General features: G+C 58.6%; 13 protein-coding genes. 5 read left to right on the top strand and 8 right to left on the bottom strand.

What is annotated here, in order from left to right; translation table 11 throughout:
* Positions 1–2: 2 nt before the first annotated feature.
* Genes ETAA8_RS23165 through ETAA8_RS23140 form a run of 6 tightly spaced genes read right to left on the bottom strand, consistent with a single transcriptional unit; the run spans position 3 to position 8,580 of the window.
* A complete protein-coding gene (locus ETAA8_RS23165; protein ID WP_145094000.1) occupies positions 3–854 on the bottom strand; it encodes a hypothetical protein in 852 nt (283 codons plus the stop codon).
* 18 nt (positions 855–872) lie between these two features.
* Positions 873–1,724 carry a DUF58 domain-containing protein gene (locus tag ETAA8_RS23160; protein ID WP_145093997.1) on the bottom strand — a complete coding sequence of 284 codons (852 nt, stop codon included), beginning with the start codon at positions 1,722–1,724 and terminating at the stop codon, positions 873–875.
* 56 nt (positions 1,725–1,780) lie between these two features.
* Positions 1,781–2,767 (bottom strand): AAA family ATPase, encoded by a 987-nt coding sequence (locus ETAA8_RS23155; protein WP_238397543.1) that lies wholly within the window; start codon positions 2,765–2,767, stop codon positions 1,781–1,783.
* A 56-nt stretch (positions 2,768–2,823) separates the two neighbouring features.
* Positions 2,824–6,711: a hypothetical protein gene (locus tag ETAA8_RS23150; protein WP_145093991.1), complete on the bottom strand. Its 3,888-nt coding sequence runs from the start codon at positions 6,709–6,711 to the stop codon at positions 2,824–2,826.
* A 37-nt stretch (positions 6,712–6,748) separates the two neighbouring features.
* Entirely contained in the window at positions 6,749–7,510 is a 762-nt protein-coding gene (locus ETAA8_RS23145) for a hypothetical protein (protein ID WP_145093988.1), read from the bottom strand.
* The gene (locus ETAA8_RS23140; RefSeq protein WP_145093985.1) at positions 7,507–8,580 is read right to left on the bottom strand and encodes a vWA domain-containing protein; all 1,074 of its coding nucleotides are present in this window, start codon (positions 8,578–8,580) and stop codon (positions 7,507–7,509) included. The genes ETAA8_RS23145 and ETAA8_RS23140 overlap by 4 nt, the downstream gene beginning before the upstream one ends.
* A 410-nt stretch (positions 8,581–8,990) precedes the next feature.
* On the opposite strand from ETAA8_RS23140, the gene ETAA8_RS23135 reads away from it, so the two are divergent.
* Positions 8,991–10,388: a DUF1254 domain-containing protein gene (locus tag ETAA8_RS23135; RefSeq protein WP_238397542.1), complete on the top strand. Its 1,398-nt coding sequence runs from the start codon at positions 8,991–8,993 to the stop codon at positions 10,386–10,388.
* An 80-nt stretch (positions 10,389–10,468) separates the two neighbouring features.
* Here the strand turns inward: ETAA8_RS23135 and ETAA8_RS23130 are convergent, their stop codons facing one another.
* The gene (locus ETAA8_RS23130) at positions 10,469–11,734 is read right to left on the bottom strand and encodes a sensor domain-containing diguanylate cyclase (RefSeq protein WP_202921215.1); all 1,266 of its coding nucleotides are present in this window, start codon (positions 11,732–11,734) and stop codon (positions 10,469–10,471) included.
* Between the two features lie 321 nt (positions 11,735–12,055).
* Between ETAA8_RS23130 and ETAA8_RS23125 the strand changes: the two genes are divergently transcribed.
* On the top strand, positions 12,056–13,597 hold the full coding sequence (locus ETAA8_RS23125; protein ID WP_145093975.1) for a BBP7 family outer membrane beta-barrel protein: 1,542 nt from the start codon (positions 12,056–12,058) through the stop codon (positions 13,595–13,597).
* Between the two features lie 14 nt (positions 13,598–13,611).
* Here the strand turns inward: ETAA8_RS23125 and ETAA8_RS23120 are convergent, their stop codons facing one another.
* Complete coding sequence (locus tag ETAA8_RS23120) at positions 13,612–14,502, bottom strand: serine/threonine-protein kinase (protein WP_145093972.1); 891 nt, start codon at positions 14,500–14,502, stop codon at positions 13,612–13,614.
* A 545-nt stretch (positions 14,503–15,047) separates the two neighbouring features.
* On the opposite strand from ETAA8_RS23120, the gene ETAA8_RS35665 reads away from it, so the two are divergent.
* The 3 genes from ETAA8_RS35665 (at position 15,048) to ETAA8_RS23110 (ending at position 17,561) form a co-directional block, all read left to right on the top strand.
* Positions 15,048–15,170 carry a hypothetical protein gene (locus tag ETAA8_RS35665; protein ID WP_261343577.1) on the top strand — a complete coding sequence of 41 codons (123 nt, stop codon included), beginning with the start codon at positions 15,048–15,050 and terminating at the stop codon, positions 15,168–15,170.
* A 70-nt stretch (positions 15,171–15,240) separates the two neighbouring features.
* Positions 15,241–16,371, top strand: coding sequence for a substrate-binding domain-containing protein (locus ETAA8_RS23115; protein WP_202921214.1), 1,131 nt, complete (start codon positions 15,241–15,243; stop codon positions 16,369–16,371).
* A complete protein-coding gene (locus tag ETAA8_RS23110; RefSeq protein WP_145093966.1) occupies positions 16,368–17,561 on the top strand; it encodes an ABC transporter permease in 1,194 nt (397 codons plus the stop codon). The genes ETAA8_RS23115 and ETAA8_RS23110 overlap by 4 nt, the downstream gene beginning before the upstream one ends.
* The last annotated feature ends 16 nt before the right edge of the window (positions 17,562–17,577 follow it).

The raw sequence follows: 17,577 nt of genomic DNA, 5'->3' as shown, positions 1-17,577 counted from the left end.
AGTTAGTTCAGCGCCTCCAGATCGCGGAGCAGATCCTTGGCGATGGTGCCGTTCGCTCCTTTGCCGCCGAACGGTGATTGGTGGCTATGAAACCAGCGCTCGACACTGCTCCACTGCGCCCCAGCCTGCGGATGACAGCGGAGCTGCTCGACGGCATCACCCAGACGCTTTGTCGATAGATTCAACCGCTGGGACCAAAAAGCCAGTAGCAATTGTTCGAGATCGGCCTGTTGCTCCGGACTTAACTCCGCGCGCGACGCTTGCTGCAGCAGCAGGCGCAGACGCTCGGTGATGCTCGGCGGTGGTGGTGCGACTGCAGCGCTGCGGCGCCAATCGCGGCCGTACCAAACGAGCGGAATCAGCAGCAACGCCCATGAACTCCAGGCGAGGAACATCAGGAACGAGTAATTAGTATGCAGGTCAACTTCAGAATTGGGTGTCGCATACAGTTCGCCCGAATACTTTTCGGGAATCAAAGCCTGCATCGAAACCGCGAACTCAGGCCGCGGTTCCGGACGCTGGCCGTTGGGCTGGACGAGTGATTTGCCGATGTCGTGTTCGCCCGGACCGAAGGCCATGTAGCGCAAGTCGTAACGAAAGCCGCCTTCAACCGGCTCGACATTCGCAATCCTTACCGAGAGGGCATCACCGGGCGTGAACGGCACCGCGATCAACTGCGGGCCGGGAATTTCGACGATCCGCTGCCCTTCGACACCGATCGTCACCGCCGGGCCCTGACGAAACCAGATCGCCAAGAGCACCACTATCGCGATGGCACCGAGCCCCAACGACAACAGCACGAGACGCAGCGCGAAGGCACTCAAGCTGCGGGGCTGTGATGAAGTTGGTGTCATGGGAATCGCTTCAGCGGGTTAATCGTGGCCGAGTGACTTGCGATGCTTGAGAAAATAACGAACGCGAGGGAGAACCGGACTGTCAATCGGCAGATGCAGGAACTCGATGCCGCTTTGCACGAGCGATTCGCGGATGCGGTCATTCGTGCTGAGCTTGGTCCAGCCATGCAGGACGGCCTTACTGCCGGTCTCTGCTTCGCGAGCGCGGAAGATGCCACCGCGGGGCAAGGTAACCTCAGCCGGATCTTGCAGCCAGAGCACGACTACTTCGTGATTGGTCGCGAGCAGTTCAATCACGTTGATCGCTCCTTCGTCATGCAAATCGCTGAGGACGAAGACGATCGAGCGAGACTTGAGCGACGCAGCCAGCGTTCGCAATCGCGAAGAGAGGAGGGTTCGTTCGCGAAAATCGTATTGCCGCAATTGTTCGGCCCACTGCAGCAGGCTTTGTGAAGACAGCGTGGGTGTAACGCGCAAGTCGCGCTCGCCGCCGGCGACCACACCAACGGGACTAAGACGCTCGAGTCCCGCGAGAGCAATGCCCGCCGCGAGACGCACGGCCCAGTAGTACTTGCTCTGTTCGACCGAGCCAACGCACATCGACGCCGAAGTATCGACCGCCAGATAAATGGGAACTTGCCGCGCTGCTTCGTACTCTTTGACGAACGGCTTTCCCGTGCGAGCAGTGACTCGCCAATCGATCAGCTTGACGGGATCGCCCGGTTCATAGGGTCGCGACTGCGCATACTCCAAGCCCGACCCTAAAAAGCGCGAGGCATCGCCGCCGAAGCTCAAGCTGTCGGCCAGCAGTTTGATTTCGAATTCAAACTGTCTGCGCGGATTCGTGATGGGTGGTAGTAAGTAAGACATAGCTCAACGCGGGCGATGCGGGAGAGAAAAACGGATTCAACACATATTCGCGACGATTACAACTCACGCATGATTTCTTCGAGCACATCGCGGGCGTGGACGCCGCGGGCGACGCTCTCGTAAGTCAAGCGAATGCGGTGCAGAATCACGTCTTCGGCCAGGGCGATCATGTCTTCCGGAACCACATACGAGCGGTTGTGCAATAAGGCGCGAGCGCGCGATGCCTGAACGAGCGACAAGCCAGCACGCGGACTGCAGCCGACGGCCAGGGCGGAGTGTTCACGAGTACGGCGAACGGTACGGACGACGTGCTCGGTAAAAGCCTCGCTGACGTGAATCGACTGGACCTGCTCCATCATGTTGACGAGTTCCGGAATTCCGCAAACCGGATTCGCAGAGATCATATCGAACGCGGAACGTGGCACCGCGCCGCCACCATCCTGCCGAACGAGACCCATGTTCAATTGCCGACGATAAACTTCTTTCTCCTGATCGGCTGAGGGATACTCCAGCCGATGGCAGAGCATGAAGCGGTCGAGTTGGGCTTCGGGCAACTCGAACGTTCCCGATTGCTCGATGGGGTTCTGCGTGGCGATGACCAGAAACGGCGCAGGTAGCGGAAACGTGTTGCCGCCGAGCGTGACTTTGCGTTCCTGCATCGCTTCCAGCAAGCAGCCTTGCACCTTGGGAGCAGCGCGGTTGATTTCGTCCGCGAGGAGTAGGTTGGTGAAGACCGGCCCCTTGTGAATGCGAAACTGGTGCGTCGCTTGATCGAGAATTTCTGAGCCAATTACATCGGACGGCAGCATGTCGATGGTGAACTGCACGCGGCCGAAGCTCATGCCAATGGTCCGCGCGACAGCATTCACGAGCAGCGTCTTGGCCAGTCCCGGCACACCTTCCAGCAGCAAGTGCCCGCCGGTGAGCAAGGCAATCAAGATGCGTTCGACGACGACGTCTTGCCCGACGACAACTTTGGCGACCCGTGTGCGGATCTCCTCAATCTGGCTGGCGGCAATGGAATTCAGTTCGGCGGTGCTCACGAGTATCTGCTTCTGCGAAAGGTTGACGGTGGGAATTCTGAACAGGGTTGCCGAAACTACACAGCCTGAGCACCCGACTTGCCGGCCAGGGCGACGTTGATCCAGCGATCGGCCAGCGATTGCAAATCGCTCTTCGAGCGCGGGCTCGTTTCGACCGCAAACGCAGCCTGCTCAAGCGTGACAATTTCGCGTTGCAGTTCGGCGCGCTGGGCGTCGGACAATTTCGCGATGGGGCTGGTTCGAATGCGATGCAGCAAGCTGATAACCGAAAACGGCGTGGCATCTCGGGGAGCGATGAAGGCCGGCGGGCCAGCATCCGCCTCGTCGGTCTTCTTCCAGAAGACCTTGGCAATTGCGAGCCCCACAATCGCCAGCGTGGCTAAACCGCCGATGATCCAAGCAGCATAATTCGGCTCGGCAATGGCCGCTGCTTCTTTTCCTTCCATTAGGACGACCTGAGCGGCCGCATCGACGGGATCCATGTCTTTGTAGGTGCGATAAGTCACCGCGATGGCTTCGTTCTTGGGCTGCGGAAATTTGAATTCCACCTTGTTGGTGGCTCCCTGCAAGAGCGGCGAAGGATCGAGCTCCACGGTCCAGTTTCGTTCCGACTTGGCGTACATCCCGTCGTCGCCGCTGTGCAACTCGCTGACGTGCAGACCTTCGCGATTATCGACGTTCGTCACTTTCAAGCCGTACGCTTGCAGGTCGATCAGCTCTTCCAGATCGGGCACGAGACCATGCGAGGTGGCAATCACGTCCATCTTCAGTCGCTTGTGTTCGGCCAGTTCGCGGGCGTCGACGATCTCGGTAATCGCAATGTCGGTCGCCACGCGGCGGGCCGGTGCATCGCTGGCGATCTCAATCAGCAGCGGATTGGAAGGGAGGGGAATCACGACTTTGCCGTCGCGATCGAAGAAGTCGAGTTCAATCTCCAGCGGCGGTACGCGGTCGACCGTCGCATCCTTGGCCACCAGGTGCAGATAGGCGAGCGGCGTCTCGTGCCAGTCCTTCAGGTCCGATGACGGCGTGTTCGCATCGGCTGCCGTTGGTGCAGACACGCTCACTTCGGCGCTATCGGGCACCATGGGCTGAGAACCAGCATTCGGATCGGCGAAGACGATCGACTTGAGTTCAAAGAAATCGCCAATGGCGAGCCGCAGGGCTTCTTCGAAGCGATCGCGATACAGAGGCTGCTCGACGATTGTCTTGCCCGAGACGACCCGCCGAGTTTCGTTTTGCAGGTACTTGCCGAAACCGCCGGCCTCGCGCGCCAGGTCAGCCGTGTGAACGAGGGTAACAAACACGCCGAATTCGCCGTTCTGACGAATCTTGGCACTGCCGTCGACTCGCGAGCGTAGCCGAATTTCGCGCAGTAACGATTCGTAGTACTGCACCTTCTCTTCGGCCGGATAAACGGTGGCATTGCGCCCGGTGATTTCAACCGCGCTGGAAAGATAGCGATACTTCATCTGCGGGGCGATGACGTTGGCCTTCACGTTATCGGCCACCATCGTCGAGAACATCTGCAGATGAACACCCCCCGCGCCATTCGGCAAGCTCTTCATCGCCTGACTGATTTCTACCAGCGATTCGTGCGTCACGCCCTTGCGCAGATTGATGTCGCTGTCGTTGGCGATGCCGAGAAGGCCGTAGAACCAGGAGCGATAGGGGAGCAAGGTGAACTCGGTGCGGCTCGCCTTCGGCACGTACTCTGCGTAGGCTTTGGCCCCAGCGCGGAAGCGATCGAGCGCGGCGGACGAACGTTTGAGATATGTCGCAAAGCGATCGGTGTCGTTATCGGAAGCCACGGCCTGGAAGTACGAGAACTCAGCCCATTCGGCGAGTACCGAACCGGCCGTGCAGGTCGTTCGCCAATCGTCGGGATGAGCCGCCAGCCATTCGGTGGCGATCTTCTCGGCTTCGGCATAGCCTTCGTTCACCAGCTGGAAGACGTCGTCGTTATCGCGCTTGGTCGCGGCATCGCGCTGGATGGCGAGATTTCGCCAATGAGCACCGAGCTTGAATCGCATCCGCTCGAGCAGTGACAGCAGGAGGGTCGGCGATTGATTTTCCAATGGTCCAAAGACCTGGGCGATCTGATCGCGGGTGTAAATCTCCGCCTTGCTATGGCACAGATCGAAGGCGGTGACGGTCATGTTCTCGTCGAGCAACTTGCGGGTCTCGGGATCGAGTGCGGCAAGCATCGCACCGAGTTGTCGCAGGCTTTGATCCTGCTCGGCCCGGGTCAGTACGATGGCGTGCCCATCGAGTTTGTACTGCTTCATCGCCTCGGGCGTGAAGCTGGGGTCGTGAAGTTGGGCCCACCGAATCAAGTAGGCATTGCCGAGTTCCGCAGCGGTGGTCTTATCTCGCTTCGAAATCTCAGCCAGTTGCGGCACAATCCGTTCGATGTTGTCGGACATCAGCGTGAGCCGGCCGATCATGAGTTTCACAGAACTAGCCAATTGGGGTTCGACTGCAGCGAGCCAACTGCCGGCCGGTTTCGCGCGGAGGAGTTCTTCAATCGTGACGTGCTGATACTTTTCTTTGCCTTCCGGCGTGGCTTTCTTCCAGTTGGGAAAAATCCCGTAGCTCTGCTGAGCTTCGGCCAGCCAATTGCGAGCATACAAATTGGCAAACGTTGGGCCGGGAGGTGAACTGAGGAGCTTGTTTTCGGCGAGCAGCATGACTGCCGCTTCTTGCAGTTCGAGATTCGAGCGGCGAATGGCGAAGTCGATATCGCCCTGGCCCCGTGCCGTCTTGCGACCGATCAGGGCGACCACTTCCCAGGCGAGTTCCGGATGCGCGGAGTCTTTCAGGATCTGGCCAAGTCGATTGCGGACGACCGACGGAGTCGCTTGCAGCAGGGCCGCGTGCAGATCGTTGAAAGCTGCGTCCCGATCTTCCTTGGAAAGATTGCCTTCATGCAGCTTGGCGACGATGGGTTCGAAGTTCGGATCGAACTTAGTCGGCGCATCGGGCTTGATGCCGGCGGTCAGTTCGGGAATTTCGCTTTCCTTGAGGCCGAACTCTTTGGCTTCGTTCCAGAACTCTGCGGCGGCCAACACGCGCGAGGCTGCGTGACGCTTTTCCGGATCACTCCCGCCCAGCAGCTTGGTTCCCTTCCGCAGGAGCGTCATCAATTCGCTGCGGGAGTCGTTTTTCGCAATGGTTTGCGCGAGCAACTTGCCGAACGCGATCGTCTGCTTGTCGTTGAGTTCGACCGGCGACGCATCCGCGATGCGCAGCACATCGTTCGGGAGTAGGACGGCCTTGGGATTGGCCCACATCAGTTCACCCACGAGCTTGCCGTGCAGTCGCGCGGGCTGTTCGCCAGGGTAGACGACGATCAAGTCGTGCAGCTTTTCCCATTCGCCCGCATGCATGTAGAGCTGAAAGCGTTCATCGTCGGGAAGGCTCTTATCGCCGCCGGCTGACATCCGGGCAACCGCGCGAAACACTTCATCGGGCGTGCGGGAGATCTTGACCTTCAAGCAGGCATCACCTCGGTCGGCGAGCGCCTTGAGCGCTGCCCGGGCAGCAGCTTCCTCAGCTTCCAGCTTCATTTTCGCTTCGCGCGCGATGCGAGCTTCCTCGGCATCAGCTTTCATCTTGGCTTCGCGGGCGATGCGAGCTTCTTCGGTCTTGCGGCGTTCTTCTTCGCGTTTGGCTTCATCCGCAGCCTTCTTTGCGTCATCAGCGGCTTTCTTCGCTTCGTCCGCAGCTTTCTTGGCATCATCGGCGGCCTTTTTCGCCTCCGCAGCCTTTTGCCGCTCGGCCTTTTTGACCGCTTCCGTATCTTCCGTCTTGTCGTCTTTCTTTTCGACCGTATCGTCGGCCTTCTCTTGCCCGCGCGCGAGCGACGACAAAGAACCGCTCAGAAAGGCGAATACAATCGCCATGGCCAGCGGGTAACGGAGTTGAGTGAGAATTCGTTTCATCACAATTTCCAACAGCGAATGAGTGCGAGCTTGTACGTTACGATCCTAATTCAAACTCAGGCGGAGTGACTTCGCTGGAGTTCAACGTCGGCGCCCGAGGGCGATTATCTGGCGGGGCAGTAGCGGTGCCGGAAGTGGGCGGGGCATTGGTCGGCGGCGTGAAGGTCGGTGGGGCTGCACCACCTCCGCCTCCTCCGCCGCTAGTGGGAGGCACCGGTGGCGGGGGTAAGTTGGCTGACTTGATCACCACTTCGAGGTTCTTGCGGTCCAAATCGTTCCGCGCCATCGCGCTGTGCTCGGCGAGAAACCGGAAATTCTGCCGCGACAGCTCCCAGTGCTTCCTCCAGACCTGCTCTTCGGCCGATTCCAGCCGGAGGGCAATCATGGCCTGATAATGCACGCGGCCGAGAAAATCCCGCGCGTCGTAGGCCAACTTCGATGCAGGGCCATGGGTCGCTTCGACTTGCTCGACAAATTGCCGGGCGTCGGTGAGCGTGTCATCGAGCTTGCCCAACTGAAACGCTGCGCGGATCTGCGCGAGCCGCAATTGATCGCGGGCCACGCTGGCCGCAGAAGCATCGTCGCCGAAAGAAGGAACGGCGCTCACGGCCTTGCCATAGGCGGCAATCGCTTGTTCCCAGTGCTGCTTCTTCTCGTGTTCTTCTGCTTCTGCCCGGTAAGCGGCCGCTTCACGCCAGGCGAGTTCTTGTTGGCCGGGGCCGAAGTGATAGCTAACCAGGCCGACGGGCACGAGCAACCAGAGGAGGACGAACCATTTTTTTAACGATTTGCGATTCATGCGACCGTCTCCCGACCGCGCGTTACAGCGGACAATGCCGGTTCTTCTTCACGATTGCGCATCAGGGGCAACTCTCGCTCGGCATTCCACGCACAGCCCAAATATTCGAGCAACAGCGGCAAGAATGCCAACAGCGCCGCACCGATGCCGATCGCGCCGAGCGCCAGATCTTTCCAAGTGAAGCCAAGCTTGGCGGGCTTGGGAGGAGTGATGGCCAGTTCTGCGAGCGCGGAGGTTGGTACGTGTTGGGTGTTGACGTCGTAATAGGATCCGCGCAATTCGGCAGCCAGGCGGCGCAACACACCGGACTGCTGGCGAGAATCGTGGCCGTCGATGAACGTGCCGACGACGGGATCGCCGACGGCAAAGATTTGAAACTGATTGATCGACCGCGGCATCTTGGGAATACGGCTGAAGTCGAGCGTGTCGCCGTCGGTGCACAAGAAGACCGTCGTGCTATTGGGGGCCCAGTCGCGGGCCATGTCGGCCGTCGCTTGCAGCCCTTCAATCACATTCGTCTTGCCCGGCTCAAAGGCCCAGACCAGCGGCAAGTTATCGAGCACGTTGGTGATGACGGCGGTATCGTAGGCATCGACAACCACCGGCCGCGCGGAAGTGAAGAAGGCAATAATACTGAAGCGGGTCCGCCCGAGCGAAATGCGGGGGAAGATCCCTTGAATCACTTGCAGCACGCGCTGGCGGCGCTGCAGGTCGCGATTCTCGCCCGAGTCAGAAATTGCCATGCTTGGTGAAACGTCAAGCAGCAGAATCACTCGCTGAATGTCTGCGGGGGCGACCGTTTCGTCGCTATCCGCGCCGGTCGTCTGGATTCCTTCGCTTGGTGCAATGGCGAGGATGACTAATCCCCAGGCGAGCGCTGTCGCCGCGATCACGCGCAGCAGTGGCACAGCTTGCGTCCAAACGCGCGGTTCGCCGGTCGGTCCGAAGGCTAGTCGCGCGAGCGCGCGACTGCGGCGGGAGTGCATCGTTTCGGCAACGGCCGATAGAATCAGCACCAGCGCGGCAACCGGCAGGGCGAGATAGTTCGGATTCAACTCGGCAAACGACATGAGAGCTTTCGTAGCGGGAGCAATCCACCATGCGCAATAACTTGAGCGATGATCCAGACGTGGGCAGCAACAGAGAGCAGCGAGAAACGGCGGGAGAGCCAGTTTTGGCTCCGAAGGGAAGTCCACTCCAATCTAGTTATCCCGCTAGGGTGCTGCAACTGCCACCCGGCAACGCCTTGTCGGACCCATCATCGCCCGTTGTTGTGATCCAGGGGTAAATTTCGGTCAAGCACGGGCCGATGCCAAACGGCCTCGCTATATTGGGTGCGCATACGTTCCGCGTTGGCCAAAATTCATGTGAATTCAGCCGGGCTAACAACTTGCCACCGAAGGATGCTTTTATGAACCTGCCACGTTCCTGGTTTCCTCTAATAGTCGGAACCACTCTTCTAATTACCGGATGCGGAAAGATGGATGACCCAATTACTGCGGCCGTCAAAGCCGATAAGCAGGCTGGCGTGCCGGCTCCCGGCTTGGAAGAGACGAAAGCCATCGCGGAAGAGGGCTTTATTTTCGGCCTGCCAATTGTGATGAACTACGCGGTGATGAACGAATATGCGGTGGATGCGAAGGGGAGCCAGTTCAAAGCGCCGTTCAACCAACTCGATAACACGCACCGCGTAGCGACCTATGAAGATACCGCGGTGGTCACGCCGAATAGCGACACTCCTTACTCCGTTGTATGGCTCGATCTGCGGGCCGAGCCCATGGTCATTTCGGTACCGGCAGTGCCGCTGGATCGCTATTATTCGGTGCAGTTGATCGACGGCAATACGTACAACTACGGCTATATGGGAAGTCGCGCGACGGGCCCGGAAGCTGGTGACTACCTGGTGGTCGGCCCGGATGCGAAGGTCGACAAGCCGGCGGGAATCAAGGAGGTCTTTACCTCAACCACGCCGTTCTCCCTCGCACTTTTTCGGACGCAGTTGTTTCAGCCCGACGACATGCCGAACGTCGAAAAAGTGCAGGCTGGATACAAAGTGCAGCCGTTGTCGTCCTTCTTAAAACAGGCCGCACCTCCGGCTGCTCCCAAAATCGATTTCCTGCCCGCAACGACCGACGGAATCAAGCAGAACTTTTTCGAGTATCTAGACGCCGCGCTGCAATTTGTTCCTGAATCGGCAGAAGATAAGCCAATCCGCGAAAAACTGGCCACGATTGGGATTGGCCCCGGCAAGAAGTTCGAACTCAAGGATCTTTCGCTGGAGCACAAGGCTGCGGTCATGCTGGGGATGAAAGCTGGTGACGAGAAGGTCGACAAGTTCCTGGCTAGCGGGATCAAAAAAGTAAATGGCTGGAGCATCGGTTCGTTCTTTGGCAATCGGGAGTTTTTCAAAAGCGACTGGCTCATGCGGGCAGCGGCAGCGAAAGGTGGCATCTATGGGAACGACGCTGCTGAAGCGGTCTATCCGATTACGCGCGTCGATGCCGACGGTGAAACACTCGATGGCAACAAGCACCAGTACACGATCACATTCCCGGCCGGCCAATTGCCGCCGGTCAATTCTTTCTGGTCGGTGACGATGTACGACGGCAAGAGCCAACTGCTGATTAAGAATCCGATCAATCGCTACCTGATTAACGCCCCGATGCTGCCGAGTATGAAAAAGAACGAAGACGGCTCACTCACGCTCTACATTCAAAAAGAAAGCCCGGGCGAAGGCAAAGAAAGCAACTGGCTCCCCGCACCCGATGGTCCCATCTATCTGGTGATGCGACTCTATTGGCCGAAGACCGAAACGCCGTCCATTCTTCCTGCGGGCGAAGGTACCTGGCAGCCGCCAGCCGTCGTGCGCGTGAACTAAATTCGTGGCCAGTCGGAAGGTTTGCCAGCGAATGCCAGCGGCGTATCGTCCGCTACGGCCAGATTGTTCGACAAGCAAGCTTAGGCCTGCTCGATGCGGACGCATTTGGCGCGAACCGGGTAATACTGAGGGTCGGCAATGAGTTGCGGCCCCTCCCCTTCGTCTACCGATGTCCGATTACGGCCGTGGAGTTTGGCGTCCTGCAGTGACCGGTTGAGGCGGGCGAGGAAGAGGTCGAGCGTGTCGTTACGCTGGATGGCAGCGATGCCGGCGCTGATGGAGAGATCGAGTTCGGTCCCTTCGTAGTCGAGTGTGACCGCCTCCAGCGATTGCCGAATGCGTTCGAGGGCGCTGCCGGCGTTGCGCGGGCCGGTATCGCCAAAGAACAATAGGAACTGCTGACCGGAGTAGCGGACGAGACGGTCGAAGCCGCGATCGGTCCGGATGCCGCCACAAAGCAACTCCGCCGCGGCAGCGAGAATCCGGTCGCCAGCGCGAGGACCAAGTCGATCGTTGAGACGCGCGAGACGGTCGATATCGACAAGCGCACAACTGACCAGGCGCAGGCGCTGGGGATCTTCGGCCCACCACAAGTGGAATAGGCTTTCCATTCCCACGCGACTGATCTGGCCCGTAAGGGAGTCAAGGTACAGCGGCTGCGAGGGGAGCGTTTTCTGATTGCCACCGCGGAGTTGCTTGCCCAGCAAGTGCTGCCAGCCGTCGCGACCCCTATGGAGCAGTTCGACGGACGCCGCAAGTTGGGCGAGTATCTGCCGCGCGCCAAGTTCGGGTTCTTTAGCCAGGTCGATTTGCTGCAGGTCATGGCCCAACCGGTCGAGCGCTGTCAATTGTTCTTCCAAGAGCAATTCGAGTTGCGAGACGATCGGGGTTTCGTCGAGCAGGCGGTCGGCGAACTGCCTGATGATTTGCAATACTTCGTCGAGCGTGGTCCGCCAATTGTGATGCAGTGTGCGGACGTCGGTGAGGAGTTGAGATTCAGCGGGCTGATCGAGCCGACTAAGGGCGTGGCGGCCGCGAACTTCAGCAGTGAGCAGCTGCTCGCGATAGGGAGTGGCAGCCAGATAAAGATGCAACAGAAGTCCCTCGACGAATGACTCGGGAGGCAAGTTCGCAGCGGTCAATCGTTCGTGCCAAATCGCCGGCAGATCGGCAACGGTGAGAGGGACGGTCTCTACCGCAGGCTCGACCTTCGGGGCTTTGCTAGTCACGGTTAGCAAGCGCTTGACCAGCGTCGGCGAGATCAGGGGCGCATCAGACAGCAGCACGGCCAGGGAATAACCCAGGCCGATGTTCATGATCGCCATGCTCAGCACGAACAGGATCAACGCAGTCGCTCCACTCGAAAATCTGATGCCAGAGGAATCTACGTCATGCCAGCGGGCCATTTCACTCGCGAGCTACGTGACCCAACCTCCCTTGAGAATGGCCGACACTCCGCGCGCCAGCGGAACAATTGCTAGCTGGAATATCTTGCGCAGCTTCTACGACCGGAATCGTCAGAGTCGAGTTATTCGCTACAGACGTTAAAGCCGATTGGGTTGATAGGCCCGGAATATTCGTCAGAAGCGGCAAAGTCGTTTTGCCCCTGATGGAGCGGTGTCGTGGATCGTGCTTCGCTGCCACGAGGCAATTGGGAGTAGGCGGAAATGAATCAGTTCTGGCAGCTATCGTCGGCCCTGGCCTTAATCACCTTGTTCGCCCCACACGTTCAAGCTCAGAACTTTGGCCCGCGCAGTTGGAAGTCGTACGTGCCGGGGGATGGTCGAGCAGTGTCAGCTGCATCGAAATCGGCCGTCGATGAGGCCCCTCTCGCTGAAGAAGACTTGCCGCCGATTGTGGCTGGCAATGCCAGGGCGCGGACGATTCAGACGAGCGCAGTCAAACCGGGAGCTATGCCGCGCGCACAGCACGAACTCACTAGCTACTACGATGACAACGACAACAACACAATTCCTCCCGCACCGGCCGACTTCACGGGTAAGCAGGATGATGGATCGACGCAGTACTATGACCCAGCCGCCAGTCAACCGTTTGATCCCGGCATTGCGACGATGGGCGACATTGGCTGTGCCACTGCTTGCGACGCCTGCCAACTAAACGATGGCTGCGGCGATGTGTGTTGCTGCTGTCCAACGCGCAACTTCGCGCGCATTGAATACCTGATGTGGTGGGGGCGCGGGCGCGCTTTGCCGCCGCTGGTGACGACCAGCTTTGATGGCACCGACATGGCAGAGGCCGGCGTGCTCGGTTTGTTCAGCACTACGATCCTGTATGGCAACAACGATATTGGCACCGATTGGCGCAGCGGTGGCCGCTTAACTCTGGGGCATCAACTGGATGCCGAAGGTGCCTGGACTGCCGTGGGTCGGTTCTATGGTCTGGGTGACAGTACGGATAGTTATCATGCTGAATCGGCGACAGGCTCGCCCATTCTGGCCCGGCCGTTTTTCAACGCCTTGCTCCTGCAACAAGATGCGCTACTCGTAGCTTTTCCGGGCGTTTCGACCGACGGCGTAATCGACATTCAATCGCGATCCTCGATGCTGGGGGCCGATGCGTTTGTGCGGCATGCGTGGGCCGGATCAGATTGTTGGCAAGTCGATCTGCTCGGCGGTTATCAATTTTCGCGACTCGACGATAGCTTGGAGATTCGCAATTCCGAACTGGTCCTGCTCGATCCCCAGGCAATCTTTCCGCCGAACACGACGATCTCGATGCGCGATTACTTCCGCACCAAGAATGAGTTTCACGGCGGCGTGCTCGGCCTGGCGGCGGATTTTTATCGTGGGCCGTGGACGTTATCGCTGCTTGGCAAAATGGCCATCGGCAATCAGCGTCAAAGTGTGACGATCGAAGGTGGCACGTTGATCGCGCCGGAAGTTGGACCGGCAGTGCAGTCGCCCAACGGACTCTTGGCGCGGTCGACGAACATCGGCCAATACTCGCGCGATGTATTTACCTTCGTTCCCGAGGCCAACTTCACACTCGCTTATCAGCAGAATAACTGGACGTTCACCATGGGTTATTCATTCCTGTATTGGAACGATGTGGCTTGGGCCGGCGATCAAATCGATACGCGGGTCAACCTGAGCAATCCGGTGATTGGCGACCAGGTGCCGGCCTTCGCCTTCCGCGATACCGATTTCTGGTTGCAAGGAATCAGTTTTGGTGTGGAATTCAACTTTTAAGTTGTCCCAGCCACTTACCACTGCATGAGCGATTCGATTTCGAGTCGCGAGAGGGTGGCGAGTAGTTCGCTGACGAGGGGGCGGCGGATTGGCTCTGTTGACGTCAGCTTGGCGATGAGGGTGGCCACTTCGCGGCTGACATCGGGGCGCGAGACGCGCAGATCTTGTGCGGCATGCCAGTTGTCGAGCAGCGGAGCGGGCGAGTTGGGGACTGCGCCGCGCAGCAAATGAAGCAGCGTGAGTCCCAGCGAATAGATATCCGCAGCGGCGGTTAGTTGATAACCGGAGAGAAATGCTTCGGGTGGCAGATAAGCAGCATCGCCGGCCAGCCAGGTGCCGGTGTGGCACTCGCCCGACTCCAACCGCCGGGCAAGCCCCAGGTCGATCAGCGTGACATGCCCCTGATCGGAAACAATCAGGTTCTCAGGCTTCACATCGCCGTGCAGCCAACCGCCGCCATGCAGCGCGCCGAGCGCTTCGGCCGTTTGTCGCACATACCAAAGTGCTTGCGGTACGGGCACCTTTGCACCTTGCGTTATCAAATTGCGCAGGGTTTGTCCCGGTGCATAGGGCAGGACGAGATAGGCAACGTCGCTCTCATGTTCGCCCAGCTGGTAATTAAACACGCTGATCAGATGCGGATGAGCGAGTGAAGTGGCGACTAGCGCTTCGCGCTGCAGAATCGCGCGGGCCAGGCTGCGGTCGGCCACATCGGAGCGAATCGACTTGATGACATAGTCAGCAGACGATTGCCGAACAGGCCCCGCCGGTCGCGCACGAAAGAGTTCAAACTGGTTCCCTACGGCCAGTCGCTTTACCAACTCATAACCGGGAATTGTTGGTAGCAAGCGAGCGTCGGGACGAGTGCGCGCAGGGGCCGGCGCTGATCGCAGCAAGGAAGGCATAGAGGGACAGTCTGCAAGGACGGGTGGGAAAATCGAAGAGAAGTGTCAGCAGGTGGGAATAGAAGGCAGGAGAAGAGGTTCTTACTTGCATCGGCAGGCGAGCGGTGAGAACTGAACTGCGGCGCGGATCATTGGCTGGCAGTGAGGCAATTTGTGAGACTTGGGCAGCAAGCGATCTTGGGATGCCACTTTGGCGAGCAAACCGCAAAAGGGGGGTGTCCAACAATCGGGCCTATTGTTGGACAGCAGATAGCGCAACTCTCGGGTTTCCGGCAGATTGGTGTTCAACAATCGAGGGTATTGTTGGACGTTTAGGCTGAAAATAGGCCGCGAGCTTTCGCAGCGAAGGGCTGAGTTGTGGTGATCCTGTTGCTCTCACCGATAGCGATTGCCTGGGATGCTTAACTGGTTCGAATTCAGGCCGTCCCATGATCGGGCGGACCAAGCAAATTAGCTCGCGCTCATTACTGTCGAAGCTTGCGTTGCTAGCCGCGGATAATTAAGATTTCAGGTTTTGACAGGTTCCCTTTCTTGGAGAATGTGCGATGTTGCGTAACTGGTTGCTGTGGACGATGTTGCTGGCCTTGACTTGCGGTGCTGTGGCAGGCTGCAGCGGTCCCGATGGCAAGCCAGGCTCGGGCACGATCACGGACGAAGGAAAGAAGTAAGCCGAAAACGCTTGCTGCGCTTTGCGGCCCGCGCTGTTGCCGGTTTTCATCTGTCAAAGGTATCTCTCCCATGCTTTGCAAGATGCTACGTCCTGGGTTTGCGCTCGTCGCAGCCTCGCTGCTGTTAATTGCCGGCTGTACTGAAGCCGGCAAGCAGCCGGGTGGCGATCCTGGCACGCCTTCGACCGGTTCCAGCGGCAAGCGGATCGTGTTTCTGATCAACACGCCTGACCCGTTTTGGGATGCAGCCCGCGCCGGCTTCTTTGCCGGTGAAAAAGCCTGGAAGCTGCCCGAAGCGGGCATGAGCGTAACGTTTGAATCGAACGACGGCACGCCGCAAGGGCAGATCGACAAATTGCGCCAATTCGCCAGCCAGTCCGATATTGTCGGCGTGGCCATTTCGCCAATTCAGGCCGATAACGCGGCCATTGTCGAAGAGATGAAGAACCTGCAGGCGGCAGGTGTGAAGGTCATCACCGTCGACAACGACGTGAACCGCGATCGCTTTCGCGATGCCCGCGCGTTTTATATCGGCACTAATAACCTGGATGCCGGCAAAGCCATGGGGGCCGCAACGAAGGCCATTCTGGCAGCCCGCAATCAAGAGAAGGGCGCTTACATCCAATTCGTGGGTGACACTGGTAGCGACAATGGCCGCGCCCGCATGGATGGTGTGAAGCAGGGTTTGGGCACCAGCTTCGAAGATCGAGATCGCATGGCCGACGGCGGTGATAAAGGGAAAGCCCAGGAGAATGTTCGCAACGCCCTGACCAATCACAACGATATTGTCGCGCTGATTGGCATCTGGGCTTACAACGGCCCGGCAATCGCCACAGTGGTCAGTGAACGTCAGGCTCGTGAGCAGGTCGCCGTGGTCACGTTCGATGCAGCCGAAGGCTCGATCGAAGCGATGAGACAAGGGAATCTAGACGCACTTTGTGTGCAAGATCCTTACGACATGGCCAAGCAGGCAGTTCGACTCCTCAAGGCCATGTACGAAAAGGACGAGGCCGTGATCAAGGAAATGTATCCGAACCAGGGACAGCCGGACGGAGATATCTTGACCACCAAGATTCGCATCGTCGCGCCGGAGACAAATTCGCCCCTCAAGGAAGAGATGTTCGACAAAAATGCCGTTGAGTTCATGACGCTGCCAACGCTACGCCAATGGCTCAAAGATAACAACCTCAAGAGCTCATGAGCGGCAACCGCGACACCGCCAAATCGTTTCTGTATTCCACCGAACTAGCGCTTATCGTCGCCATCGTCGTGGTCGTAACCGCCACGGCCTTGATTGACAGCAACCACACTTACTTCAACAAGCCCGAAGTGAGTGTGCGAGACATTGCCCGCAACTTGTCGCTGCTCGGCATCTTTGCTCTGGGCGCAGCAGTTGTGATTATTGCCGGGGGCATCGACCTGTCGGCCGGCTCCGTCATTGCCTTCAGCGGCACAGTGTGCGCGGGTGTTCTGCTGCTACTTACGCCCGAGACTGGCCCCGCGCCGGCAGGGGCGGTCGTCTTGGCCTTGGGCGCGGCAGTCCTTTCGGGTTTGGGAATCGGCACGCTGCACACCTGGCTAATCACAGCCGTCCGCTTGCCGCCTTTTATCGCAACGTTGGCAACCTTGGTGGGACTGCGAAGTTTCGCGCGCGCGCTGTGTGAATTCATCACATTCCAAGCTCAAGGAAGTCGCAATTCACAAATCTATGTAAATCATCCTGCCCTGGCTTATTTGCGGCAGAACGTCTGGGTGTCATTCGTCGTGTTTGCGGTGCTCGCGTTAGTCACCTGGCTGATTCTCAGTCGCACAGTCTTGGGCCGTCATATTTACGCCCTCGGCGGCAACGAGCAAGCTGCGCGGCTGAGCGGTATTCGCACCGAGAACGTCAAATGGGTTGCCTACTGCTTTAGCGCGCTCACAGCGAGCATCGCGGCCATCTTTTATATCGCCAACGAAAGCGTGGCAAATCCCGTCAATCAAGCGCGCGGCCACGAGCTCAATGCGATTGCCGCCGCCGTGGTCGGTGGCTGCTCGTTGCAGGGTGGCGTCGGCACTGTTTCGGGAACGATTCTCGGTGTTCTCTTCCTGCGAATTGTGATCGACGCTGTGGCCAAGATCATCAAAACCGGCTCGGATGTCTATGAAGGCCTCATCGTCGGTTGTGTGGTGGTACTGGCCGTTACATTGACGCAAATGCAGCAGTTTCTGGCCAGCGGCAGACAAGTATTTGCCGGGGTACGAGGAATCTGTGCGATTCCCACCTTGGCTCTGACTGCGGGATTGATTGCGATGGTCACGTTCGGGCCTTGGGTGGGATTAGGAGTCGGAGTTCTCTTGCTGCTCATTTTGTCCGGCATCAAAGTGGGCGAGCTTAGTCGAAATTCGTAGTTTGCAAGGGTTCATG

It is taken from the genome of Anatilimnocola aggregata (assembly GCF_007747655.1).
Taxonomy (GTDB): domain Bacteria; phylum Planctomycetota; class Planctomycetia; order Pirellulales; family Pirellulaceae; genus Anatilimnocola; species Anatilimnocola aggregata.
This window is presented reverse-complemented; position numbering and strand designations above follow the sequence as displayed.